Source organism: Umezawaea tangerina, assembly GCF_003002815.1.
Taxonomy (GTDB): Bacteria; Actinomycetota; Actinomycetes; order Mycobacteriales; family Pseudonocardiaceae; genus Umezawaea; species Umezawaea tangerina.
Window position 1 is genome coordinate 84,035 of the sequence record NZ_PVTF01000003.1, and the last position, 22,135, is coordinate 106,169.

General features: G+C 72.5%; 24 protein-coding genes. 12 read left to right on the plus strand and 12 right to left on the minus strand.

Annotated features, from left to right (window positions below; translation table 11 throughout):
• Window positions 1-164: 164 nt before the first annotated feature.
• The gene (locus tag CLV43_RS10620; RefSeq protein ID WP_245886267.1) at window positions 165-695 is read right to left on the minus strand and encodes a CGNR zinc finger domain-containing protein; all 531 of its coding nucleotides are present in this window, start codon (window positions 693-695) and stop codon (window positions 165-167) included.
• A 109-nt stretch (window positions 696-804) separates the two neighbouring features.
• Here CLV43_RS10620 and CLV43_RS10625 point away from each other — a divergent pair, with 109 nt between their 5' ends.
• From CLV43_RS10625 to CLV43_RS10635, 3 genes are read left to right on the plus strand one after another with little or no spacing between them, the layout of a single operon-like run.
• Window positions 805-1,329, plus strand: coding sequence for a PadR family transcriptional regulator (locus CLV43_RS10625; RefSeq protein ID WP_106186950.1), 525 nt, complete (start codon window positions 805-807; stop codon window positions 1,327-1,329).
• Window positions 1,326-2,000: an ABC transporter ATP-binding protein gene (locus CLV43_RS10630; protein WP_106186951.1), complete on the plus strand. Its 675-nt coding sequence runs from the start codon at window positions 1,326-1,328 to the stop codon at window positions 1,998-2,000. The genes CLV43_RS10625 and CLV43_RS10630 overlap by 4 nt, the downstream gene beginning before the upstream one ends.
• On the plus strand, window positions 1,997-4,300 hold the full coding sequence (locus CLV43_RS10635) for an ABC transporter permease (protein WP_106186952.1): 2,304 nt from the start codon (window positions 1,997-1,999) through the stop codon (window positions 4,298-4,300). The genes CLV43_RS10630 and CLV43_RS10635 overlap by 4 nt, the downstream gene beginning before the upstream one ends.
• On the opposite strand, the gene CLV43_RS10640 is transcribed toward CLV43_RS10635, so the two are convergent.
• Entirely contained in the window at window positions 4,269-6,305 is a 2,037-nt protein-coding gene (locus CLV43_RS10640; protein ID WP_245886269.1) for an NACHT domain-containing protein, read from the minus strand. The two genes, CLV43_RS10635 and CLV43_RS10640, sit on opposite strands and share 32 nt — an antisense overlap.
• 85 nt (window positions 6,306-6,390) lie before the next feature.
• On the opposite strand from CLV43_RS10640, the gene CLV43_RS10645 reads away from it, so the two are divergent.
• Window positions 6,391-6,819, plus strand: coding sequence for a TFIIB-type zinc ribbon-containing protein (locus CLV43_RS10645; protein ID WP_106186954.1), 429 nt, complete (start codon window positions 6,391-6,393; stop codon window positions 6,817-6,819).
• On the opposite strand, the gene tgmC is transcribed toward CLV43_RS10645, so the two are convergent.
• Complete coding sequence (gene tgmC / locus CLV43_RS10650) at window positions 6,816-7,970, minus strand: ATP-grasp peptide maturase system methyltransferase (RefSeq protein WP_106186955.1); 1,155 nt, start codon at window positions 7,968-7,970, stop codon at window positions 6,816-6,818. The genes CLV43_RS10645 and tgmC overlap by 4 nt on opposite strands.
• Before the next feature lie 256 nt (window positions 7,971-8,226).
• Here tgmC and CLV43_RS10655 point away from each other — a divergent pair, with 256 nt between their 5' ends.
• The 5 genes from CLV43_RS10655 to CLV43_RS10675 all read left to right on the plus strand — a co-directional run bounded on the left by CLV43_RS10655 (window position 8,227) and on the right by CLV43_RS10675 (window position 11,006).
• Window positions 8,227-8,631, plus strand: coding sequence for a helix-turn-helix domain-containing protein (locus CLV43_RS10655; RefSeq protein ID WP_106186956.1), 405 nt, complete (start codon window positions 8,227-8,229; stop codon window positions 8,629-8,631).
• A 5-nt stretch (window positions 8,632-8,636) separates the two neighbouring features.
• Window positions 8,637-9,314, plus strand: coding sequence for a hypothetical protein (locus CLV43_RS10660; RefSeq protein WP_106187524.1), 678 nt, complete (start codon window positions 8,637-8,639; stop codon window positions 9,312-9,314).
• Window positions 9,315-9,404: 90 nt separating this feature from the next.
• Entirely contained in the window at window positions 9,405-9,725 is a 321-nt protein-coding gene (locus CLV43_RS10665; RefSeq protein ID WP_106187525.1) for a DUF2516 family protein, read from the plus strand.
• Window positions 9,722-10,429, plus strand: a complete 708-nt coding sequence (locus CLV43_RS10670; protein WP_245886272.1) for an alpha/beta fold hydrolase — start codon at window positions 9,722-9,724, stop codon at window positions 10,427-10,429. The genes CLV43_RS10665 and CLV43_RS10670 overlap by 4 nt, the downstream gene beginning before the upstream one ends.
• 28 nt (window positions 10,430-10,457) lie before the next feature.
• The gene (locus CLV43_RS10675; protein WP_106186957.1) at window positions 10,458-11,006 is read left to right on the plus strand and encodes a type 1 glutamine amidotransferase domain-containing protein; all 549 of its coding nucleotides are present in this window, start codon (window positions 10,458-10,460) and stop codon (window positions 11,004-11,006) included.
• A gap of 30 nt (window positions 11,007-11,036) precedes the next feature.
• On the opposite strand, the gene CLV43_RS10680 is transcribed toward CLV43_RS10675, so the two are convergent.
• Window positions 11,037-11,795, minus strand: a complete 759-nt coding sequence (locus tag CLV43_RS10680; RefSeq protein ID WP_106186958.1) for a MerR family transcriptional regulator — start codon at window positions 11,793-11,795, stop codon at window positions 11,037-11,039.
• Window positions 11,796-11,879: 84 nt separating this feature from the next.
• On the opposite strand from CLV43_RS10680, the gene CLV43_RS10685 reads away from it, so the two are divergent.
• Window positions 11,880-12,455, plus strand: coding sequence for a YbaK/EbsC family protein (locus CLV43_RS10685; protein ID WP_106186959.1), 576 nt, complete (start codon window positions 11,880-11,882; stop codon window positions 12,453-12,455).
• Between the two features lie 278 nt (window positions 12,456-12,733).
• Here CLV43_RS10685 and CLV43_RS10690 read toward each other — a convergent pair whose 3' ends face one another.
• From CLV43_RS10690 to CLV43_RS10725, 8 genes are all read right to left on the minus strand, one after another.
• A complete protein-coding gene (locus tag CLV43_RS10690; protein WP_106186960.1) occupies window positions 12,734-13,387 on the minus strand; it encodes a M15 family metallopeptidase in 654 nt (217 codons plus the stop codon).
• A 112-nt stretch (window positions 13,388-13,499) separates the two neighbouring features.
• Window positions 13,500-14,576: an SLOG cluster 4 domain-containing protein gene (locus CLV43_RS10695; RefSeq protein WP_106186961.1), complete on the minus strand. Its 1,077-nt coding sequence runs from the start codon at window positions 14,574-14,576 to the stop codon at window positions 13,500-13,502.
• Between the two features lie 55 nt (window positions 14,577-14,631).
• On the minus strand, window positions 14,632-15,981 hold the full coding sequence (locus CLV43_RS10700; RefSeq protein ID WP_106186962.1) for a neutral zinc metallopeptidase: 1,350 nt from the start codon (window positions 15,979-15,981) through the stop codon (window positions 14,632-14,634).
• A 13-nt stretch (window positions 15,982-15,994) separates the two neighbouring features.
• Entirely contained in the window at window positions 15,995-16,885 is an 891-nt protein-coding gene (locus CLV43_RS10705; protein ID WP_106186963.1) for a hypothetical protein, read from the minus strand.
• Between the two features lie 126 nt (window positions 16,886-17,011).
• The gene (gene purU, locus CLV43_RS10710) at window positions 17,012-17,887 is read right to left on the minus strand and encodes a formyltetrahydrofolate deformylase (RefSeq protein ID WP_106186964.1); all 876 of its coding nucleotides are present in this window, start codon (window positions 17,885-17,887) and stop codon (window positions 17,012-17,014) included.
• Between the two features lie 19 nt (window positions 17,888-17,906).
• On the minus strand, window positions 17,907-18,644 hold the full coding sequence (locus tag CLV43_RS10715) for a maleylpyruvate isomerase family mycothiol-dependent enzyme (RefSeq protein WP_245886273.1): 738 nt from the start codon (window positions 18,642-18,644) through the stop codon (window positions 17,907-17,909).
• A gap of 10 nt (window positions 18,645-18,654) precedes the next feature.
• The gene (locus tag CLV43_RS10720) at window positions 18,655-19,467 is read right to left on the minus strand and encodes a class I SAM-dependent methyltransferase (RefSeq protein WP_106186965.1); all 813 of its coding nucleotides are present in this window, start codon (window positions 19,465-19,467) and stop codon (window positions 18,655-18,657) included.
• A complete protein-coding gene (locus tag CLV43_RS10725; protein ID WP_170155799.1) occupies window positions 19,446-19,940 on the minus strand; it encodes a DUF2505 domain-containing protein in 495 nt (164 codons plus the stop codon). Before CLV43_RS10725 ends, CLV43_RS10720 begins: the two co-directional genes overlap by 22 nt.
• Here CLV43_RS10725 and CLV43_RS10730 point away from each other — a divergent pair.
• On the plus strand, window positions 19,927-21,057 hold the full coding sequence (locus tag CLV43_RS10730) for a UDP-N-acetylmuramate dehydrogenase (RefSeq protein WP_106186967.1): 1,131 nt from the start codon (window positions 19,927-19,929) through the stop codon (window positions 21,055-21,057). The two genes, CLV43_RS10725 and CLV43_RS10730, sit on opposite strands and share 14 nt — an antisense overlap.
• A gap of 80 nt (window positions 21,058-21,137) precedes the next feature.
• Window positions 21,138-22,124: a S1 family peptidase gene (locus tag CLV43_RS10735; RefSeq protein WP_245886277.1), complete on the plus strand. Its 987-nt coding sequence runs from the start codon at window positions 21,138-21,140 to the stop codon at window positions 22,122-22,124.
• The last annotated feature ends 11 nt before the right edge of the window (window positions 22,125-22,135 follow it).

Below are 22,135 nucleotides of genomic sequence, written 5' to 3' on the forward strand. Positions count from 1 at the left end.
TTGGACGGGGCATCCGTGCTTCGCGGCGGACAGGGCATCGGCTGGCGCCGACGAGGCCCCAGGCGCTTCGCGCCGGATGCGCGCTGGCGGGCTGCGCCCGTCGTGGGTGGGGTGGCTGCTGCTCGCTGTGGGTCTGGGGGTTGGGTTGTTTCGTGTGGTTGTCGTTAGGAGGCGCTTAGGGCGCGGGTGCGTTCGCGCCATAGGCGGGCTTTTTCGCGGTTGCCGCAGATCTGCATGGAGCACCAGGTGCGGGAGCGGTTGCGGGAGCGGTCGAAGAAGGCGGATTGGCAGGTTTCGGCCTGGCAGATCTTGAAGCGGTCCCAGGAGCCGAGCAGGGCGACTCGGGCGGCGGCGGCGAGTACTGCTTGCAGGGCGTCGGTGGTGGCGATGGTGGGGATGCCCTGGCTCAGCTCGATCTGGACGGTGCCGGAGAAGGGCACGGCCTTGGTGCCTTCGCCGAGTGAGGAGCGGAGGGCGGTGCGGGCGGTGCGGAGTTTGGGGAGGTCGGAGACGGGGCCTAGTCCGCGTTCGGTGACCCAGGCCCTCCACGAGGCCGCGCTGTCCAACACGTCGGTGCCGAGTTCTAGGTCTCGGGTGTTGAGGAAGGCGAGCAGCAGTTCCACATCGTGTTCCGCATCGCCGGCTCGACCGTGCGCGAAGGTCGCGTGATCCCAGCCGGCTGCCAGACCAGTCACCACACCACTGTAGCCGGCCAACCGGCCGCGAGGGGGTGATCTCAACGGGATATCTGACCGCCGACCGAGGTATGAACCGTGTGTATACCTCCTGTGTATAGTTCTTGGCATGTCACTCGGACACGCACTGCTGGGGCTGCTGGAACGCGGGCCCGGCCACGGATACGACCTGAAGAAGGCCTACGACGACCGGTTCGGGCAGGACCGGCCGTTGCACTACGGGCAGGTCTACACGACGTTGTCGCGGTTGCTGCGCAACGGACTGGTGCAGGAAGCGGGGGTGGAGGCGGGGGCCGGGCCGGAGCGCAAGCGGTACGCGATCACGGACGCGGGTGTCACGGACGTGGAGACGTGGCTGGCCACGCCGGAGAAGCCGGAGCCGTACCTGCAGAACACGCTGTACACGAAGGTCGTGCTGGCGCTGCTGTCCGGTCGGGCGGCGGCGGGGGTGCTGGACAGCCAGCGGGCCGCGCACCTGGACGCGATGCGGGTGCTGACCCGGCGCAAGACCGACGGCGACCTGGCGGACCAGCTGATCTGCGACTACGCGCTGTTCCACCTGGAAGCCGACCTGCGCTGGCTGGAGCTCACCGCCGACCGGCTCGACCAGCTCGCGGAGAGGATCGGACGATGACGCTGCTCGTGGCCGAGGACCTGCACAAGGCGTTCGGTCCGACCCCCGCGCTGGTGGGGGCGGGGCTGTCGATCGGGGCCGGGGAGATCGTCGCGATCATGGGGCCGTCCGGGTCGGGCAAGTCCACGTTGCTGCACTGCCTGGCGGGCATCCTGCGGCCGGACCGGGGGACCGTGCGGTACCAGGACGTCGACCTCGGGTCGCTGTCCGACGGCAAGCGCAGCGAGCTGCGGCGCACCGAGTTCGGGTTCGTGTTCCAGTTCGGCCAGCTCGTGCCGGAGCTGACCTGCCTGGAGAACGTCGCCCTGCCGCTGCGGCTCGCGGGCCTGAAGCGCAGGGACGCCGAGAGCCGTGCCGTCGAGGGGTTGGCGCGGCTCGAGGTGGCGGACGTGGCGGGCAAGCGGCCCGGTGAGACGTCCGGCGGGCAGGGGCAGCGGGTCGCGGTCGCGCGGGCGCTGGTCACCTCACCGAAGGTGATCTTCGCCGACGAGCCGACGGGGGCGCTCGACTCGCTCAACGGCGAACGCGTGATGACCCTGTTCCTCGGCGCGGTCCGGGCGAGCGGGACCGCCGTGGTCCTGGTGACGCACGAGCCGCGGGTGGCCGCGTACGCCGACCGCGAGGTCGTCGTCCGCGACGGCCGGTCGCGCGAAGTCGAGCGTGCCGGGTGAGGCTCTGGCTCAACGACCTGGGGATCGGCGTCCGCATCGCGCTCGGCGGCGGGCGCGCCTCGTGGCGGCGGCTGGTCCTGACCGGCGTCGGGGTCGGGCTGGGGGTGGCGGTGCTGCTGGTCGGCGCCTCCGCCCCGACGGTGGTGACCGAACGGCAGATCCGCGCCGACCTCTCCGCCGTGCGCGCCGGGGAGGACCCGATCCCCGGCGTCGACCCGCTCTACCGCGTCTACCGGCCGGAGCAGTACCGCGGCAACCAGGTGATGGGCAGCTACGTCGTGGCGGGCGGGCCGAACGCGCCGGTGCCGCCCGGACTCCAGCGGATCCCCGGTGACGGCGAGATCGTCCTGTCGCCCGCGCTGGCGGAGCTGATGGCCTCGCCGGAGGGGGAGCTGCTGCGGCGGCTGTTCCCGCAACGGGTCGTCGGCACCATCGGGAAGGACGGGCTGGTAGGCCCGAACCACCTGCTCTACATCGCGGGGGACTCGTCGATCCCGCGGATGGCCGACACCGCGTACTACCGCTTCGGCAGGTACAACGGCGTCCCGCTGTCGTCGCTCACGTCCGCCAACCTGCTCCTGCTGGCGCTCGGCGTCGTCGTGCTGCTGTTCCCGGTGCTGTTGTTCACGGTCGTCAGCACCCGCCTGGGAGGTCCGGAACGCGAGCGCAGGCTGGCCGCGCTGCGGCTGATCGGCGCGGGCCCGTGGCAGGTCCGCCGGATCGCGACGGGCGACGCGCTCGCGAGCTCGGTGGTCGGGCTGGTGCTCGGAGCGGGCTTCTTCCTGCTGGTGCGGGCGTTCGTCGAGCACGTCGAGCTGTTCGAGCTGCGGATCTTCAGCAGCGACCTGACCCCGTCGGTCGGGTACGTGGCCCTCGTCGCGGTGCTGGTCCCGGTGCTGTCGGTGCTGGCCGCACTGGCCACCATGCGCGGCACGACGGTCGACCCGCTGGGCGTCGCCCGCCGGGCCAAGCCCCCGGCGCGGCGCCTGTGGTGGCGGGTGGTGCCGGTGCTGGTGGGCGTGGCCGTGCTCGCCACCAGGGAGCGGTCGCTCGCAGACTGGCACGGGAGCCAGGGCAGGGCGCTCCTGCTCGGCGGGATCGCCTTGCTGCTGCTGGGGATCCCGCTGCTGCTGCCGTGGGTGGTCGAGCGGTCGGTCGGCCGGGTCCGTGGTGGTCCGCCGTCCTGGCAGCTCGCGGTGCGCGGCCTCCAGATGGACAGCGGCTCGGCCGCCAGGGTCGTCGGCGGTGTGGCGGTCGTCCTCGCCGGCGGCATCGCGTTGCAGACCGTCCTGCTGGGCACGGAGACCGAGGTGAAGTCCTGGCCCCCCTTCGCCCCGGTGACCAACCAGGTGGACATCACGGTGCTCGGCGACGCCGTCACCCGCGTCGACGAGCTCGCCGACAGGGTCCGCGGGGTGGACGGCGTCGTGTCCGTGTCGTGGCAGCGGTCGTTCGGGCTGCTCAGGAAGGGCGGCGACCGGCCGGTGGAAGTGGGCGTGGAATCCTGCGACGTCCTCCTGCGCGGCACCGGGATCACCAGCTGCCGCGACGGGGACGCCTTCGTCTTCCGGGGCTCCCCCGACGACTCGGTCATCCCGGAGCCGGGTGAGGTCGTGCTCCAGCAGCGCTACACGCAGCTGGGCAGGATGAGCACGGGCGCGGAGTGGACCGTGCCCGCGCTGACCGCGGCGGACCGGCCCGACGGCCAGCTGGGGTACCACCCGGTGGTGCTCACCCCCGGCGCGGTGCGGGGCGTGGGCGTCGAGTCCCAGATCGGTGGTCTGCGGGTGCTGGTCGACCCGGCGGTGCCCACCGCGGCCAGGAACGCCCGCGCCGCCCTGGGGGACCTGGGCTGGCAGGCGACGGGTCTGGCGTTCGACCAGGATCCGGGGGACCCGACCGCCGAGTACCGGACCTTCCGGCGGTTGCTGCTCGGCGGCACGCTGGTGACGGTGCTGCTGGCGGGGGTGAGCCTGCTGGTGCTCGCGCTGGAGGAGGTGCGGGCCCGACGGCGTCCGCTCGCGGTGCTCGCCGCGGGAGGGGTGCCGCGCGGCACGGTGGTGCGGTCCCTGTTGTGGCGCAACGCGGTGCCGCTGCTGCTCGCGGTCGTCGTGGCCGTCGTCACCGGCGCGGGCCTGGGGTTGCTGCTCCTGCGCTCGTCGGCCCGCCCGCTGGTGCTCGACTACGCGGGCATGGGCGTGCTGTCGGCGGGTGCGGTGGTGATGGTGCTGCTGGTGACGCTCTGCACGCTGCCCGCGGTGCGCCGGGCTACTGGCGCGACGGGGCTGCGCGTGGAATGAGCACCTGGCGCAGGGGGAGCTTCGCCCTGCGGGGCACGGGTTTCTCGGCGAGGCGGTCCTGCACCAGCGCGTGGCGGAACTGGTAGCACGCGCCCGCCTGGCGCAGGACGCCGAGCTTGCGGGCGTCGTCGAGGAACACGACCAGCTCCCACGGCAGCTTCTGCCGGGTGGCCAGCCAGACCCTGGCGACGGTGAACCACCACCACCGCAGGTGCAGCACGGACAGGGCGAAACCCAGCAGCAGCCCGGAGGACAGGCCGAGGCCGACCATGCCCGTCCGGTTCACGCCGAACACCATGGCGGCCGCGGCGCCGAAGACGACGCCCAGCACCAGGGACCCGGTCCACACCGCGATCCGGTCGCGCGCCATCGTCCACTGCGGACTGGACGGCTGGGTCAGCTCGGCGGAGCTGGCCGTCGAGAACCGCAGCGCGGTCGCCACCGCCAGGCCGAGCCCGACGACCAGTCCCGCGGACACCCCGTACAGGGCGCCGAACGCGAGCCCGGTCGCGGTGCCGATGACCGCGCTGGTCACCAGCAGGCTGCGCCACACCCCGAGCCTCGGCCGGGCGGTCCGTTCGCGGAACGTCCGGCTCGAGGCGGTCAGCGCCGCGGTGGCGACCACACCACCCGCGACGAGCCCGGTGACCGGCGCGAGCTTCGGGGTGCTCGCGTAGGCCATCAGCCAGCCGACGCCGAACCCGCCGATCGAGCCGACCACCAGCGCGCCGAGCAGCGCGAGCCACGCGTTGCCGACCGACCGCCGCAGCTCCCACCACGCCAGCTCGCGGAAACCGTGCTCGCGCATCTGGTGCGCCAGGAACGCCAGCCACTTGCGGGCCTTGTCCCGCGGCCACGCCTGGCTCGCGCGCTTCTGGTAGGCCGCCTCGATGTTGCCGAACATCCGGTCGACGAGGCTGTCGGCCAGGTGGTCCTGGATCGACTTCTGGTCCGGGAACCGGGTCCGGTCCAGCAGCTCGGACGGCTCGGTGTTGCCGCCCAGCCCGTAGACGGTGCTGGCCAGCCACACCATCAGCGGGATCGACAGCACCTCGGCCAGCGTGCTGTCCGGCTCGGTGCGCAGGTGCAGGAAGATCGGCTCCCACCCGGCGGCCATCACGGGGTCGGCGCCCGCGCGCAGGTAGGCGGTGATCTCCTCGTGGTCCAACGGGTGCAGCTCCAGCACGTCCGCCTTCGGCACCGGCCCGACCCGCGACACGACGTCGATGAACTCGTCGATCCGGCTCGTCAGCACCAGCGGCGACTTCGGCGGGAACGCCCGGAAGATCCGCTCCAGCGCGTCCGGCCGCCGCGCCGCCGGGATCTCGTCGAGGCCGTCCAGGATCGGGAACACCCGCCGCTGCTCGACCAGCAGGTCCGCGGTGAAGCTCCCGTACAGCTCGGTGTTGCGCAGCGCCGGGTGGTCCTCGTAGAGCCTGCGCGTCATCCAGGTCCGCACGTCCTCGCGGTCGGGGTCCCAGGTGGACAAGGGGAGCAGCACCGGCACGGCGCCGTCGAGGTACCGGTCCAGCAGGCCGATCGTGAGCATCATCGCCGTCGTGCTCTTGCCGGAGCCGGGTTCGCCGATCAGCACCATCCGGTGGTTCGGCTGGCGTTCGAACGCCCCCACCACCGCGTCGCTGCGCCCGGCGGGCGCCTCCGGCCGGTCGCTCACGTCCAGCTCGGTCGCGGTCCAGTGCAGGTCCAGCAGGTCCGCCCGCTCGGCGAGCCCGCGGGCCGCGCACTCCTCGGTCCACTGCAGGTGCAACGCCGTCGCCAGCGCCTTCGACGCGGCGTCGAGGTGCTGCTCGGTCGCCAGTCCCGCCGCCCGGCGGCGGTGCAGCCACGGGTCGAGCACGGCGAGGAAGACCAGGAACGCGACCGCCAACCCGCCCAGCCAGAGGTGGGGGTCGACGCCGGCGTTGGTGATGAACAGGCCGACCACGGCGAGGAGCGCGGCCAGCAAGCACCCCGTGTGCACGGCTCGTTGGCGAATTCTGGACACCCCGGCATCATGTCCCACTCGTCACGCCAGGTGTCGACACGGGCACGCGGGTGTCATCTGTGTCGTGCCTGCGTAGGCTCGAGGTGTGATCTGTCCCAAGTGCCAGGACCTCATGCGGACCATCAACCGGGGTGGCGTCCACATCGAGCAGTGCGAACGCTGCCGCGGCGTCTTCCTCGACGGCGGCGAGCTGGAGCAGATCGTCGCCGCCGAGCGCGAGCACTACGCCGACGCGCCCCCGCCCGCGCACATCCCGCTGCCGTTGCCGCACGAGAACCCCGACCCCACAGCGGTTCCACCGCCGCCGGCGCACACCGCGCCACCCGGCCACTCGACCCAGCCCGCCGGTGTGCCGCCGCCCTACCAGCCGCCGCCCGGCACCCAGCCCGCCGGCTACCCGGCACCCGGCTACCCCGCGCCGGGCCACGTCGCGCCGGGCTACCCGCCGCCGGGTCACGGCTACGGGTACCCGCCTCCGCGCAGGCGCAGCTTCCTCGAGGAGCTGCTCGACTAGACCGGCCAGTCCAGGTCGCCGAGGTGGAACCGCTGCCCCTCCGGGCCCGCGGTCACGGAAAACCGGTCACGTCGCGGGCGGCCCAGCCGCAGCCACTGCCGGTACCCCTCCTCGACCTCCCACCACAGCCGTCGCGGGCCGCCTTGGTCGACCCGTGAGCCCTTGTCGCGCCGCCGCACCCGGACCCACGACCCGTCCGGGTGCGCGAGGTGCACGCGGTCGCGTTCCCCGTGCCCCACCACGACGTCCGGCAGCACCAGGCCCGCGAAGAACTCGAACGGGCTGCGCGGGTCCACCACCAGCGTCGGGTCCAGCGCCGTGCGGGCGCGTTCCTCGGACCGCGCGGTCCTGGCAAGCGCCAGCAGGTCGTTCGCCCAGCTCTGGGCGTGCGCCCGCAACGGCATGAACCGCCCGTCCTCGGCCAGCACCCGCCCCTCGCCGCGGCCCTGGCCGTCGGACACGAACCGCACCAGTCCGGCGCCGATCGACCGGTTGAGCGTGGTCACGACCACGCCGCCCGGTTTCGTCTGGGCGAACCACGCGGTCGGGACCCGCGACACCGCGCAGGTGCACAGCACCCGGTCGTAGGGCGCCCGTTCGGGCCACCCCAGCTCGCCGTCGCCGACCGCGCACGTCGGGTGGCACCCCACCGCGGCCAGGTGCCCGCGGGCCCGTTCGAGCACACCGGGATCCACGTCGACCGTGGTCACGTGCTCGTCGCCGAGCACGTGGCAGAGCAGGGCCGCGTTGTACCCGGTGCCCGCGCCGATCTCCAGCACCGACTGGCCGCGCCGGACGTCCAGCGCCTCCAGCATGATCGCCATGATCGTGGGCATGCTCGACGAGCAGGTGGGTACCCCGTGCACGGCACCGTCGCCGAGTGCTCGCCGCCACGCGTCGTCGTCGCCGTCGAGCTGGGTCACGCAGACGCGGTCGCGGTAGACCATCGACAGCCAGTCCGGGTCGTCGGAGTCCACCGGGCCCCACGTGCCGTCGGTCAGCTGGCGGAAGAACCGCGGCAGGAAGGCGTGCCGGTCGACGTCGCGGAACGCCTGCGACCAGCGCGCGTCGCGCAGCGCGCCTTCGGTCAGCAGGGTGTCGGTCAGCGCGTGCCGCAGTGCTGCGGCTTGGAGATCGAGCGGTTCGTGCATGGCGGCTCCCAGGACCAATCTATGCGAGGCCGCGTCGGTAGGTCGGTCACGATTTCTCGGCGCCGGGCGACGAAGTCCCCCGACGCTGACGAGTCGGGGCCGAACCGCCGACTCCCCGGCGGCCTCGCCGCCATCTCCGGAGGAGGGGCCGAAAACGCTGTGGTGGAGCACACGTCCCAGTTGCTAGCAGTCCGCTTGCAGTTGCTAGCACCCGCGCGTAACGTCGTTGTCGAGCCGAACGGAAGGAGACCGGGACGTGGACAAGTCCATCGACAAGGCGGTCGCCGACCTCGGCCGGGACATCGGTGACTACATCAAGCAGCAGCGCAGCAACGCGAAGATCTCGTTGCGGGAGCTGTCGAAGCTGGCCGGTGTCTCGAACCCCTACCTCAGCCAGATCGAGCGGGGCCTGCGCAAACCCAGCGCGGAGATCCTGCAGCAGATCGCCAAGGGGCTGCGGATCTCGGCCGAGGCGCTCTACGTCGAGGCCGGGATCCTCCAGCAGCGAGAGGGCGGCGCGTTGGCCGACGCGATCGCCGTCGCACCAGAGCTCACCGAGCGGCAGAAGCAGGTGCTGCTCGACGTTTACGAGTCTTTCCGGCGGGAGAACGCCGCCAAGCAGTCGAAGTCCGATGTGGACGGTAACGAACCCGAGGAGTGATCTCCATGCCGAACCTTCCCACCCAAGAAGAGCTGCGCAAGGCGGGCGAGCAGGCCGCCACGGCCGCCCGCACCCCGCTGCTCGCCGCGCTCGGCGCCGGTGACCTGGCCACCAAGGCCGTCATCGAGGCCCTGAACAAGGCCAAGACCACGTTCGACGAGCGCGCCGAGGCCGCGAAGACCGCGGTCGACGAGCTGCCCTCCGAGCTGACCGGTCTGCGCGAGAAGCTGGACCCGGCGGAGCTGCGCAAGATCGTCGACGCCTACACGCAGTCCGCGATGAACCTGTACACCTACCTGGCCGAGCAGGGCGAGGCCACGCTGGAGAAGCTGCGCGCGCAGCCGCAGGTCAAGAAGGCCATCGACCAGGTCGACGCGACCGTGGCCGCCGCGCAGAAGCGCGCCGAGTCCGCCGCCGAGGACGCCCGCGAGCTCGCGGACGACGTCCTGGGCAAGGTCACCCGCCGCACCCGTTCGGTCGGCGAGAAGGCCGCCGTCGCCATCGACGACGCCAGCGAGTCGCTCGCCGAGGCGGTCGAGGAGGTCGGCGGCGAGGTGGCCCACGAGGTCCGCAGCACGGCCCGCAAGGCCGCCAACCGCACGGCGCCGCGCAAGCCCGCCGCGACCACCACGGCGACCACGACGACCCGCGCGCCGCGGAAGTCGACCAGCACCACCAAGTGAGCTGAGCCGTTCCCCCGAGCGGGGCGTCCCGGAAGGGGCGCCCCGCTCCGGCTTACCCGGCTTGCGCTACGCACGTAGTCTGGAGCCGTGTTGTTCTCGAGGGTGCCTCCGTTCAACCCGCTGTACCTGGATGACTGGATCCTGTACGCGGTGGGCTGGGCCGCGTTGGTCATGGGCGTGTACGCCTTCGCGCACGCCGTCACGCAGCGGGCCGACGCCTTCACGGCCGCCGAGCGGCTGACCAAGCCCGCCTGGCTCGGCATCACCGGCGGTGGCGCGTTCGTGCTGATGGTCTTCCAGCTCAGCAGCCCCGGCGGCATGTTCTGGCTGGCCGGTGTCGTCGCGGTGACGGTCTACGTGGTCGACGTGCGGCCCAAGCTGATCGAGATCCAGCGCGGTCCCCGCTGGTGACGAACCCGCTGCCCAGCGGACTGCGCTGGCAGGTGTACGGCGGCGGCGAGCCGACGACCCTGGTCGTCCACGGCCTGGGTGCCACCGCCGGTGAGGCGCGCATCCCGGCCTCCGGCCTGCCCGGCACCCGCGTCGTCCTCACCCTCCCCTCGCACAGCGGCGCGGCCGACGCGCCCCACGGCTACTGGACCTACTCCCGCATCGCCGAGGACGTCCGGACCGTCGCGCTCGAGGTCGGCGCCACCCGTGCCATCGGGGTGTCGCTCGGCGCGGGCGCGCTGGTGGCGCTGCTCGCGGCCCACCCCGACGCGTTCGAACGGGTGGCGCTGCTGCTGCCCGCGACCCTGGACCGCCCCCGCGAGCCGCAGACCGTGGAAGACCTGGTCAGCGCGGTCGAGCTGCCCGACGGCAGCGAGGCGGGCGACTACCTCAAGGCCCGCGCGCTGGCGTTCCGGCGCCTCGACGCCGCCGTGGCCGCGCTGCCCGGTCAGACCGCCGTGCCCGACCCGTCCGTGCTGGCGGCCGTGACGGCTCCGGTGCTGGTCGTGGCCGCGACCGACGACCCGCTGCACCCCGAGCAGGTGGCGAAGGACACCGCGGTCGCGTTCCCGAACGGCAGGCTCGAGGTGTTCCCCTCGCGGACCCCGCTCGTCACGCACCGCCGGGAGATCCGGTCGCTGCTCGTCGACTTCGCGGGTGTGTGAGGCCAGGTGGACCGGGTAACCGGTCCACATGGCTGAACAACTGAGGATCGCGTTCCTGGTGGCCCAAGAGGGCATCGAGCAGGTCGAGCTCACCGACCCGTGGCAGCACGTGGAGAAGGCGGGTGGCGTGCCGAGGCTGTTGGCGCCGAAGCTCGGTTCCGTCCAGGGCTTCAACCACCTGACGCCCGCGGACACCTTCGAGGTGGACGTGCCGTTCTCGGAGGCCGTCGACACCGACTACGACGCGCTGGTGCTGCCCGGCGGGGTCGCCAACGCCGACGCGGTCCGGCTGGACGCCGACGCCGTCCGGATCGTGCAGGAGCACGTCGCGGCGGGCAAGCCGATCGCGGCCATCTGCCACGCCCCGTGGCTGCTGGTGGAGGCCGACGTCGTGCGCGGCAAGATGCTGACCTCGTTCCCGAGCCTGGCCACCGACATCCGCAACGCGGGCGGCTCGTGGGAGGACCTGGAGGTCCAAGTGTGCGTGATGAACGGCTGGACGCTCGTCACCAGCCGCACGCCCGACGACCTGGAGGCGTTCAACCGCGAGGCGCTCAAGGCCTTCGGCCTGGGGTGACCACCGGGATCTGCAGCTCCCGGTGATCGGTTACAGCCGTGCTCGCGCGTAGGCCGCCATGGCGTCGCGCACGTACTCCGCGAACCCCTCGGCGTGGGCGTCGAACTGCGCCTTGAACTCGGGCGAGTCCACGTACAGCTGCCCCAGCCCGGTGTAGGACTCCCGGTTGGGCGTCCAGCTCAGGCAGATCCAGCGGTAGTGGCGGTCGGTCAGCTCCAGCGCCTCGGGCGCGTCGACCGCCACCCCCGTGTCGAACAGCGCCGCGTACGCCTCGGCGATCTCCTTCCACTCCGCCATGAACCGGTCCACGTCGGGCTTGGTCCAGCCCCGCATCCTCGCCTTGCTCTCGGCGATGTGCTCCTTGGCGCCGTCGCCGAAGCGGTCCACGAGCTCCGCCTCGTACCGGGCCTGCCGGTCGGCGTCGAAGCCGTCGAACAGCTCTTCCATCCTCACGTCGTCACCTCCTTCCAGTTCCTTGATCGTCTTGGACACGGTCGTGGCCAGCAGCGCCAGCCGTTCCTGCTCGGCCCGCAGCCACCGCTCGTGGTTGCGCAGCACGTCGACCGCCCGGTGCCGCCCGTCGAGGACCTCCCCGACGGTGTCCAGCCCGAGCCCCAGCTCCCGCAGCAGCAGGATCTGCTGCAACCGGAGCACCTGCTCGCGCTCGTAGTACCGGTAGCCGTTGCCCCCGACCCAGGCGGGCTCGAGCAGACCGATGGCGTCGTAGTGCCGCAACGTCCGCGAAGTCACCTTCGACATCCGCGCGACCTCGGCGATCGACCAGGCCATGACCGTGTTCCTCCCTGACCCGGACAACGGTAGATGTTGACGCAGCGTCAAGGTCAAGCCGACTTCCGCGCCCGTTCCGGCAGGATGGGGGACGTGTGGACCATCGCCGGAACCCTGAACCCCGTACCCGCCCTGGATCGGCCCGACCTGCTGGCCGACCCGGTCGTCGCCGCCCTGCGCTCGCTCGACCCGTCCGACGCCGCCCGCTGCGCCGTCGCCGAGATCGACCCGACGCTCGCCGACACCGCCGAGTTCTGCGACTTCTACGGGTCGCCGCTCACCGCGTCGGCCAACTGCGTCGTCGTGGCGGGCAAGCGCGGCGACGTCGTCCGCTACGCGGCCTGCGTCGTGCTCGCCACCACCCGCGCCGACGTGAACGGCGTCGTCCGCCGCAGGCTGGACGCCCGGCGCGCGTCGTTCGCGCCGATGGACGACGCGGTGTCGCTCAGCGGCATGGCCTACGGCGGCATCACCCCCATCGGCCTACCCACCGACTGGCCCGTGCTCCTGTCCCCCGAGGTCGCCGCCGCCCCAGAACTCGTGGTCGGCAGCGGCGTCCGGCACAGCAAGATCCTGGTCCCCGGCGACGTGCTCGCCAAGCTCCCCGGCGCCGAAGTCCTCACCGACCTTGCCCGCCCCGTCGTCATGGAGCCGAAGTAGGGAACACACGAACACACGAACCTAAGTACTGAAAAGCAACAGCCGACTGACGAAACCCGCTGGTACGCAGGGGGAAGCACGCAACCGTGGCCGATTTGACTTGGGGTTTTTGGGCTTACAATGAGTCGGCGGGCAGGCTCTACCACCTGCCCTTTTTCGCCCGACGAAGCCCAAAAAAGGGGCCCCAAGTCAAATCGGCCACACCACAACGGCACTCGACCCCGTCAGTGGATTCCGGAAGCGCTCGACCCCGTCAGTGGATTCCGGAAGGGCCAGCTTCAGAACCGCATGTCCTGCGGCCCGTACTTCGCGGCGTCGGCTCCGGTCACCATCGCCCAGTAGCGGTCGCCGTAGGACCAGTGCCACCACTCCGTCGGGTAGTTCACCAGGCCTGCCGCGCTCAGCGCGCGGATGAGCGTGCGGCGGTTCTCCCCGGCGTGTGCTGGTACGTCGGCATCGGTGTAGCAGGCGTCGTGGCTTTCCTCGGGGCTGGCGTTGACCTCGGTGCCCATGTCGAGTTCCTCGCCCGAGTCGGTGCACAGGGTGAGGTCGACGGCGGCGCCGCTGACGTGCGGGGCGATCTCGGGTGGGGAGATGTAGCGGCTGGCCTGGACGTGGATGAAAGTGTCGGTCCAGTGGGGGTTGGCCTCGCGCAGGGCGTTGGCGTACTCGGCGAAGTAGCGCTCCTGCAGCCACAGCGGCCGGTAGGCCTCGACGACCAGCAGCCGGAGCCCGTCGGGCAGCAGGCCCTGCGCGACGAGCAGCCGTTCGACCACCCCGGCCCGCAGGTGCAGGTAGGCACCGGCCGGGTCGGCCTGCCGGTCGTCGAGCGCGAGCTCCGAGAACTCGCGCAGGTCGACCAGCGGTTCGCCGCACTCGTGCGCGGGCAGGTCGGCGACTCTCGGGTTGGAGAGGAGCACGAGCTCGGTCACGGTGTCACCTGCGGTGGGTCGTCGGGGAACGGCGGTGGTGCGGTCAGACAAGCACGTCCGACCGGTCCGGCCCACCGACGACCCGCGGGAGTTCACCGCATCCGGTACGGGCTCACTGGTCCTGGTAGGTCCGCAGCAGCTCCAGCGCCTCGTCGACGTCGTCGGTGACGAGGATCCACTTCTCGGCCTCGCGGCCGCGGGCGAGCTGCTGCACGAGCGGTGCGGCGGGGACCTCGTCGAGCCAGAAGGCCTTGCCCAGGAACACCATGGGGGCGGCCGGGCCGACGCTGCCGTAGTAGTTCTGGCAGAAGTCCTGGAACACCTCCTGCACGGTGCCCGCCTTGCCCGGCGTGTAGACGATGCCGCCGGTGGCGACGGTGAGCAGGCCCTCCTCGCGCACGGAGTTCGCGAAGTACTTGGCGTGCAGCTCGCACGCCGGGTTGGGCGGCTCGTGGCCGTAGAACCAGGTGGGGATGCCGATCGTGCGCGGCACCGGACCGGTCGGCAGGTCGGTCGGGAACGCGGCCAGCCACTCGCCGATGCTCACGTCGTCACCGCCGAACTTCGGCGCGCGGGCGATCTGCGCGAGCACCTCGTCCACGCCGCCGTCCGCCAGCCGGACACCCAGCGGCACGGCCTCCATCGCGCCCGGTCCGCCGCCGGTCAGCACGGTCAGGTCGGCCTTGCCGAGCGCGACCCCGAGGTCGACGGCGGCGCGGTACCCGGCGGAGTCGCGGGCCAGTGCGTGACCGCCCATGACGGCGACGGGCTTGCCGGTCAGCACCTCGTCGAGCGCCTCGGTGATGGCGTGGTCGTGCAGCCGTTCGGCCAGCGCGTGCAGCGGGTCGGGGCGGTGGCCCTCGCCCTTGCTGTGCTTGTAGACCCGCGCGTCCATGGTGTCGGCGTAGGACGCCGGGTTCGCCGGGTCGAAGCCCGCGAACAGCTCGGCGGGCGTGTAGAGCCGCGACCGGTACACGTCGTAGGGCACGTCCGGGATGGCCGGGAAGATCAGCGCCCCCGCCGCCTGCGCCCGCCGGGCCAGCGCGGGGGAGAGCAGGCAGCCGAGGAACAGCGCGCCGTCCAGCGGTCCGCGCAGGTCCTCGGTGGTCAGGTCCAGCCCGGTGAGCACGGCGCCGCGCAGGTCGGCGGTCGCGCGCAGCTGGTCCAGGTCGCTGATCTCGGTTCGCACGGGCGGAATGGTACGACGCCGCGGGGGCCGCAAGAGGCCCCTACGGCGAAGTCCGCTACCGGTAGCGCGTGGTGCAGGTGTCGGCGGAGCCGGTGAGGAACCCGTCGCGGAACGCCTCGACGCGCGCGAAGCCGGACGGGATCGTCACGCCCTTGGCGTCACCCGCGATGAGGCTGTCGCGGGACAGCAGCTCCACCACGGCCTCGTCCAGGTCGCCGGGCGAGATCGCCAGCTCGGCGCCGCGCGACCGCACGATCGTCGACGCCCACAGACCGGTCAGGCACGCCGTGCGCTGACCCGCGACCACGCCGGTCACCGGCAGGCCCATCGAGTCCTGCACGGCCACGGCGTAGCGGGAGGCCACCGACCCGAACGCGGCGAAGTCGCCGATGGTGCCGAGCTCCGCCAGTCCCGCCAGGTCGATCCCCACGACGCCGCCGGAGCAGTAGCTCGCCGGGGTCGTGTCCGCGCACCCGCCGTCCCACCGGACCTGTACGCCGGGGAAGGCAGCGCGCAGCGTGGCCTTGAGGTTCAGCAGCTCGGCCTCGTCGTCCACCCGCAGGTTGCCCTGCCCGAACCCGATGTCCCGGTCCTCCGCGCCGAAAGCCTCCTGCGTGCTGCGCCTGGTGATCTCGGCCAGGTCGATCGCCGCGCACCGCCGCGGGTCCTCGGCGAAGCCGAACTGGAACGCGGTCACCCGGTCGAACGCGGTGCCGTGCGCGCCCTTGGCGTCGAACTCGCCGCCCGCGGAGTCCCGGATGGCGAAGAGGGTGGCCAGGATCTGGTTGAGACCGGTGCCGGTGGAGACCCGGAACCGCGTCGACCTCCCCTCGGCGACCCAGCGGAAGTAGTTGCCCGCGTAGCAGTCGGCCTGCTGCTCCTTGACGATCGACGGCGCGTTCCCGCCGCCGCCCAGCCGGAACTGCACCGCGTGGCCCATCTCGTGCGCCAGCACGGCGACCGAGGAGATCGCGTCGAACGAGGGCAGCAGCTGCCCGCGGTCCCACGCCACGACGTCGTCGGCCGAGCAGTAGAACGCGTTCACCAGCCCCTTGGTGTCGGTGCCGCACAGCCGCAGGTTCGCGCCGCGCGAGTCGTAGGACACCAGCCGCCGCACCGGCGTGAACTCCGCGTCGAACGCGACCGGGAACTGCTCCTCCCAGTAGGCCTCGACGTCGGCGACGGCGCTGGTGGCCAGCTGGTCGACCGCACCGCCGTCGGAGTTGGCGGCCGTGCGGCCGGAGGCGGGCGCACCCGGCTTCGGGCCGCTGTCGCCGGTGGTGATCTCAAGGCCGGCCACCTTGAGCGGATCGGCCTTCGGCGAGTCCGAGGGCTTGCCGGGCACGCTCTGCGCGCACCCGGCCAGCAGCGCGGCGGAGACCACCGCGACCAGCAGGAACCTCATCGGGGGATCAGCCTCAGCCGAGGAAGACGGACTTGACGCCGTTGGGGAAGCCCAGCGGGGTCACGTCGGAGACGTCCTCCGCCACGACCGCGGACTTGCCCTTGCAGCCGGGCTCGGACCAGATCTTGGTGGAGCCCGCCGTGGTCAGGGCGAAGAACGCGCCGCGCAGGTCGTTGCAGCCCGCGTTGGCGACGACGGTGGCGAAGTTGGCGCCGGTGAAGTCGTCGAAGTTCTTGCCGGTGTACAGGGTCACCGAGGTCGAGGGCTGCGCGCCCGCGCCCGAGGCGGGCTGCGGCGCGGGCTTCCCGGAGCCCGCCTTCTCCCCGGTGGGGGTGACGCCGAACCAGGTGCCGCCGACGCCCTGGCCCAGGGTGTCGCCGGGCTTGGTGTCCTTGGTGTAGCGGTAGACCGGCCAACCCTTGATCGTCACCTGGAGCTTGCCGTCGTCGCGCTTGACCGTGCCGATGTCGTCCTTCTTGACGCCCGCGAAGAAGATCTTCCCGCCCGGCGCGACGGTGACCGGCGGCCAGGTGACCGCGCAGTCGCCGTTGCAGGTGGCCTTGGGCGGGTTCGCGGAGTCCTTGTCGAACCGGTACAGCGTCAGCCCGGCGCCGTTGATCACCACCGGGTCCAGGTCGCCCGCGGTGCCCGCCCGCAGCGACACCCACTTCTCCTTGGTGTCCGCGGAGGCGTCCGCCGCGGCCGTGTCGCCCGCCTTCTCGTCGGCCTTGTTGGTGCGGGCCGTGCCGGACTGCGGCGCCGGGCCCCGCGCGCCGGAGTCGCTGCTGCTCGGGGCCGGCTGGGACGCGGGCTGCGCCGTCCCCGCTGTCGTCCCGCAGGCCGACAACGCGATGGCGCCGACCGCGAGGAGGACGGCTAGGGGCCAGGCGTGCTTGCGCGGCATGGGGTTCTCCGGGAGGTGTGGGCGGCGCGTGGACTTCGGTGTGCGCCTTGTACACGTGGCCCGGCGCCCACCGGTTCAGCGTTCTCCCGACGACAGCGGAACCCCTGGTGGGCCGCCCTTCCGGAGCTAGAAGATGACGGTCTGGTTCCCGTGCACCAGCACCCGGTCCTCCAGGTGCCACCGCAGACCCCGTGCCAGCACGGCCTTCTCCACGTCCCGTCCTTTTCGGACCATGTCCGCCACCGAGTCGCCGTGGTCGACCCTGATCACGTCCTGCTCGATGATCGGCCCCGCGTCCAGGTCCGCCGTCACGTAGTGGCAGGTGGCGCCGACCAGCTTCACGCCGCGGCGGTGCGCCTGGTGGTACGGGCGCGCGCCGACGAACGACGGCAGGAAGCTGTGGTGGATGTTGACGGCCTTGCCCGCCCAGTCCGCGCACACCTCCGGCGGCAGGATCTGCATGAACCTGGCCAGCACCACGGCGTGCGGCTCGTTGGTGTCCACGAGCTGCCGCACCTCGGCGAACGCGGCCTGCTTGCCGCCGGGGTCGTCGGCGGGGAAGGGCACGTGGTGGAACGGGATCCCGTGCGCCCTGGTGATGCCCGCGAGGTCGGCGTGGTTGCCGATCACCGCGGACACGTCCGCGTCCAGCTCGCCCGCCGCCACCCGGCCGAGCAGGTCGTAGAGGCAGTGCCCCTCCTTGGACACCAGGATGACCACGCGCTTGCGCTCGCCGGTGTCGGTGACCCGCCAGCTGGAGTGGCCGCCGAACTCCGCGGCGATCTCGGTGAACCGCGCGCGCAGCTCGGACACGCCGAACGGCAGGGAGTCCGCCCGCACCTCCTGGCGCGTGAAGAACCAGCCCGTCGCCGGATCGGTGTGGTAGGCCGCCTCGACGATCCAGCCGCCGTTGTCGGCGAGGAACGAGGCGATCCGGGCGACGATGCCCGTCCGGTCGGGGCAGCCGAAGGTGATGACGTAGCGGCGTTCAGGCTTGGGCACGGGTGGTGAGTATCCAGGATCACACCTTGGGCAGCGCGTCCAGGAGTGCGGAGTTGCCGGACACGATCGCGCCGCTCGGCCTGCCCCACACCGCGCGGAACACGGCGTCGGCCGTCCCCGCCACGACGCCGTCCTCGTCGGTGCCGGAGTCGGTGACCGGCCCGACCTCGGGCACCTCGCCCGGCGTCAGCCGGACCTCCCAGGCCCGACCCGCGTCGGCGGCGTGCAGCAGCACCCGCCCGGTGTGCTCCACGGGCTTGCGGCGGCTGGCGAGCGGCAGGAACAGGGTGAGGAACTCGTCGACGCCGTCGGCCGCGAGGTCCGTCCCGAACAGCAGCGACGGCACGGTCGCCGACCTGGCGTGCTCGGCGTCCAGCCGGTGGATGGCGGTCTCGTGCGCCTGCCTGCGGGCCCACTGCGCGACCGTTCCAGGCCCGCCGCCGAGCATCCAGGTCGGCGAGTCCGGCGCGGTGGTCCGCAGCTGCTCCGCCAGCTCGGCGACCTTGTCGTCCCACCACGGCAACAGTTCGTCCCAGTCCTCCGGGACGGCGACCCGCGGCGGGGCCTGGGTGGTGGCACCGGCGCGCACCCCGGCGAGCGCCCACGCGTGCACGCGGGCGATGTGCCGCACCAGGTCGTGGACCGTCCATTCAGGACACGTGCCGACCTTCGCCTCCGGTCCGGCGTCGACGGCCGCCGCGCGCAGCGCGCGTGCCTGGAGCTCGATCTGGTCGATGTAGTCCGAGTGGTCCATCATCTCGATCAGCCTAGGGGCTCACGGACGTCCACGGCACCGTCAATTCCCCCAGTCGCCACCGCCTGCGGGTGTCGAGCACCGGCCAGCCCCGCGCGGCGAGCAGCCGGACGGCCTCCACCCAGCGGGCGCGCGGACCGAACGGGGCGTACGGCGCGGCGGTCGCCCAGCACGCGTCCAGCTCGCCGAGCAGGGCGTGCACGCGCTCGCCGTCGACGTTGCGGTGGATCAGCGCCTTGGGCAGCCGCTCGGCGAGGTCGCCGGGGCTCTCCAGGTCGGCTGGCAGGCAGGCCAGGGTGAATGTGAGCGGCCCGTCGGCCGACAGCGCGACCCACGAGCACCGGCGGCCGATCTCGTCGCAGGTGCCCTCGACCAGCACGCCACCGGGGGCCAACCGGCCGAGCATCGTCGTCCACGCCTCCAGCGCCTGCTCCTCGGTGTACTGGCGCAGGACGTTGAACGCGCGCAGCAGCACCGGGCGGGCGCCCGCCAGCTCGAACCCGCCGCGCCGGAACTCGAGCCGCGGCGGGTCGGCGGCGGCCTTCCCGGCGGCGACCCGGTCGGCGTCCAGCTCCAGGCCGAGCACGCGCACGTCGGCGCGGACCGCCCGCAGCCGGGCGGCCATCTCGACGGTGGTGACCGGGGTGGCGCCGTAGCCGAGGTCGACGACCAGCGGGTCGGCCGCGGCGCGCAGGGCGTCGACGACCAGCGGCGTGCCGACCGCCCAGCGGTCGACCCGCCGCAGCCGGTTCGGGTTGGTGGTACCCCTGGTGGGCAGGCCGAGCGCGCGGGCCCGGCCTGCGGCTAGCCGCGGTTCGCGAGCCATTCGGTGGTGAACTCGTTCTCCTTGTCGAGCAGCTTGGCGACCTGTTCGGCGATCAACGCCTCCAGCTTGCCGCCCATCAGCGGGATGCCGACCTTCACCTGGCCGGTGAGCACCATCCGGCTGCCGCCCTGGTGCCCGGACAGCACGGTGGTGCCGTCCAGCCTGCCGGGGACGCCGTTGAGCGTGACCTCGACGGTGCCGGTCGTGCCCGCCTCGGTCCACGTCTCGACCCGGTGGATCACCAGGTCGCCGCCCAGCAGGCCCTTGGCGACCGAAGGCAGGTGCTCGGCGGACACCCCCTGCTTGAGCTGGTAGGACGTCCTGCTGTCGGCCTGGGTGAACGACACCAGCTGCGCGTCGTTGCCGCCCAGGACGGCCAGCCGGTCCCTCAGATACGTTTCGTCGACCAGCGCTCGGTAGACGTCCTGCACGGGCCACGTGGACGTGGTCAGGTGCTCGATGCGGCGTGCCATGGCGCGGAGGTTACCGTTGACGGTTGTGACCACCCCGCTGTCCAGTGCCCAGGCGCGCGCCTCTGTGCCGCTCGCCGAGCGCACCACGCTACGGCTCGGTGGCCCGGCCACTACCCTCCTGCGCGCCACCACGGCCGCCGAGCTCGTCGAGGCGGTGCGGGTCGTCGACGCGAACGGCGAGCCGCTGCTGCTGCTGGGCGGCGGGTCGAACCTGGTCGTCGCGGACTCCGGCTTCGCCGGGACGGTGGTCCAGGTGGCCACCACCGGCCGCCGGGCCGACCCGCTGGGCGACGGGCTCGTGCAGTTCACCGTCGAGGCGGGCGAGGACTGGGACTCGGTCGTCGCGGAGGCCGTCGCGCAGGGCCTCGGCGGGCTGGAGTGCCTGTCCGGAATCCCGGGTCTGGTCGGCGCCACCCCGGTGCAGAACGTCGGCGCGTACGGCGTCGAGATCTCCCAGGTGCTGACCTCGGTCGACCTGATGGACCGCGCGAGCGGCCGGGTGCACCAGCGGCACGCCGACTCGCTCGGCCTCGCCTACCGGACCAGCGTGCTGAAGGGCACCGACCACGCGGTCGTGCTGCGCGCCCGGTTCGCGCTCACCGCGGGCGGCCTGTCCGCGCCGATCAAGTACGCGGAGCTGGCCCGGATGCTCGGGGTGGAGCAGGGCGCCAGGGTGCCGGTCGACACCGCCCGCAAGGCCGTCCTGGAGCTGCGCCGCGGCAAGGGCATGGTGCTGGACGCCGCCGACCACGACACGTGGAGCGCGGGCTCGTTCTTCACCAACCCGCTGGTGGACGACCCGACGCTGGCCGGGGTGCTGATCAGGGTCGCGGAGCGGATGGGCGTCGACGTGGACGTGCCGGTCTACCCGGCGGGGTCGGGCTACTCGAAGCTGTCGGCCGCGTGGCTGATCGAGCGCGCCGGGTTCGGCAAGGGCCACCTCGGTCCGGGCGGCCGGGTGGGGCTGTCCACCAAGCACACGCTCGCCCTCACCAACCGCGGCGGCGCGACCACGGAGGACCTGCTGGAGCTCGCCCGCGAGGTGCGCGACGGCGTGCGCGCGGCGTTCGGCGTGGAGCTGCACCCGGAGCCGGTGCTGGTGGGCTGCCGGTTCTGAAACGGCCGAACGGGTGACTTTGCGTGACCAGATCCTCACCATGCGTGTTTCATTGAGGTGAGGACTTCGCGGAGGTCGACATGGCCTACCTGGACGAGCACGCACGTGCGGCGATCAGACCGATCAAACGACGGGTGGAGGACGAGCTCTTCGCCCGACCCGGCGTGATCGGCGTCGACATCGGCGAGAAGGTCACCGGCGGACGGCCGACGGGTCGGGCCGCGATCGTGGTCTACGTCGAGGTGAAGAGGCACAGCCAGCGCTACGCCATCCCGGTGCAGTACGGCGGCGTGCCCACCGACGTGGTGCAGGAGTCGTTCCAGCCGCACCGCGCCCTGGCCTGGTCCGGCGGCGTGCACGGCGCCGAGCGGCACTCGTGCCTGGTCGGCGGCATCGGCTTCGGCCCGTGCCGGTCGGTCCGGCTGGTGCCGCCGGACGTGGCCGTGCCCGGCGACTACCCCGTGGTCGGCACCCTGGGCGCCCTCGTCACGCCCCGCGCGGCCCTGCCGAGGCTGATGGCGCTGACCTCGTTCCACGTGGCCTGCGTGGACGACGCCTGGTGCGTCGGGGACCCGATGGCCCACCCGTCCGTGGTCGACGGCGGCCACCCGCTGGAGGACCGGATCGGCACCCTGGCGCGCGCCGCCCTGTCCGGTTCCGTCGACGGCGCCGTGCTGCTGCTGACCACGCACCTGGACTGCCGCGCGGAGGTGGTCGGCCTCGGGCCGGTGCGGGGCCACGCGCGGGCCGTGGTCGGGTCCGCGGTGCGCAAGCGCGGCCGCACCACCGGGGTCACCGAGGCCGCGGTGGCGTCCACCGACGCCTCGGTCGTGCTCGACTTCGGCAACGACCTCGGCGTCCGCACCCTGCACAACCAGGTCCGGCTGCAGGCCGGGCCGGGTGGCCGGTTCGGCGACCACGGCGACTCCGGCGCCGTCCTGCTCGACGACGCCAACCGCGTCGTCGGCCTGTACTGCGCGGGCAACCCCTCCGGCTCGATCGGGTTCGCGAACCCGATCGAACCCGTACTGGAACAACTGGACGTTGACCTGCTCGTCGAAACCTAACCGCGAGGCCG

Coding starts and splice junctions, on each gene's coding strand:
- CLV43_RS10625 (WP_106186950.1), top strand. CDS start 805: ATGTCACTCGGACACGCACTGCTGGGGCTGCTGGAACGCGGGCCCGGC.
- CLV43_RS10630 (WP_106186951.1), top strand. CDS start 1,326: ATGACGCTGCTCGTGGCCGAGGACCTGCACAAGGCGTTCGGTCCGACC.
- tgmC (WP_106186955.1), bottom strand. CDS start 7,970: ATGCACGAACCGCTCGATCTCCAAGCCGCAGCACTGCGGCACGCGCTG.
- CLV43_RS10660 (WP_106187524.1), top strand. CDS start 8,637: ATGCCGAACCTTCCCACCCAAGAAGAGCTGCGCAAGGCGGGCGAGCAG.
- CLV43_RS10675 (WP_106186957.1), top strand. CDS start 10,458: ATGGCTGAACAACTGAGGATCGCGTTCCTGGTGGCCCAAGAGGGCATC.
- CLV43_RS10680 (WP_106186958.1), bottom strand. CDS start 11,795: ATGGCCTGGTCGATCGCCGAGGTCGCGCGGATGTCGAAGGTGACTTCG.
- CLV43_RS10685 (WP_106186959.1), top strand. CDS start 11,880: ATGGGGGACGTGTGGACCATCGCCGGAACCCTGAACCCCGTACCCGCC.
- CLV43_RS10700 (WP_106186962.1), bottom strand. CDS start 15,981: ATGAGGTTCCTGCTGGTCGCGGTGGTCTCCGCCGCGCTGCTGGCCGGG.
- CLV43_RS10705 (WP_106186963.1), bottom strand. CDS start 16,885: ATGCCGCGCAAGCACGCCTGGCCCCTAGCCGTCCTCCTCGCGGTCGGC.
- CLV43_RS10715 (WP_245886273.1), bottom strand. CDS start 18,644: ATGATGGACCACTCGGACTACATCGACCAGATCGAGCTCCAGGCACGC.
- CLV43_RS10720 (WP_106186965.1), bottom strand. CDS start 19,467: ATGGCTCGCGAACCGCGGCTAGCCGCAGGCCGGGCCCGCGCGCTCGGC.
- CLV43_RS10730 (WP_106186967.1), top strand. CDS start 19,927: ATGCGGCGTGCCATGGCGCGGAGGTTACCGTTGACGGTTGTGACCACC.
- CLV43_RS10725 (WP_170155799.1), bottom strand. CDS start 19,940: ATGGCACGCCGCATCGAGCACCTGACCACGTCCACGTGGCCCGTGCAG.
- CLV43_RS10735 (WP_245886277.1), top strand. CDS start 21,138: ATGGCCTACCTGGACGAGCACGCACGTGCGGCGATCAGACCGATCAAA.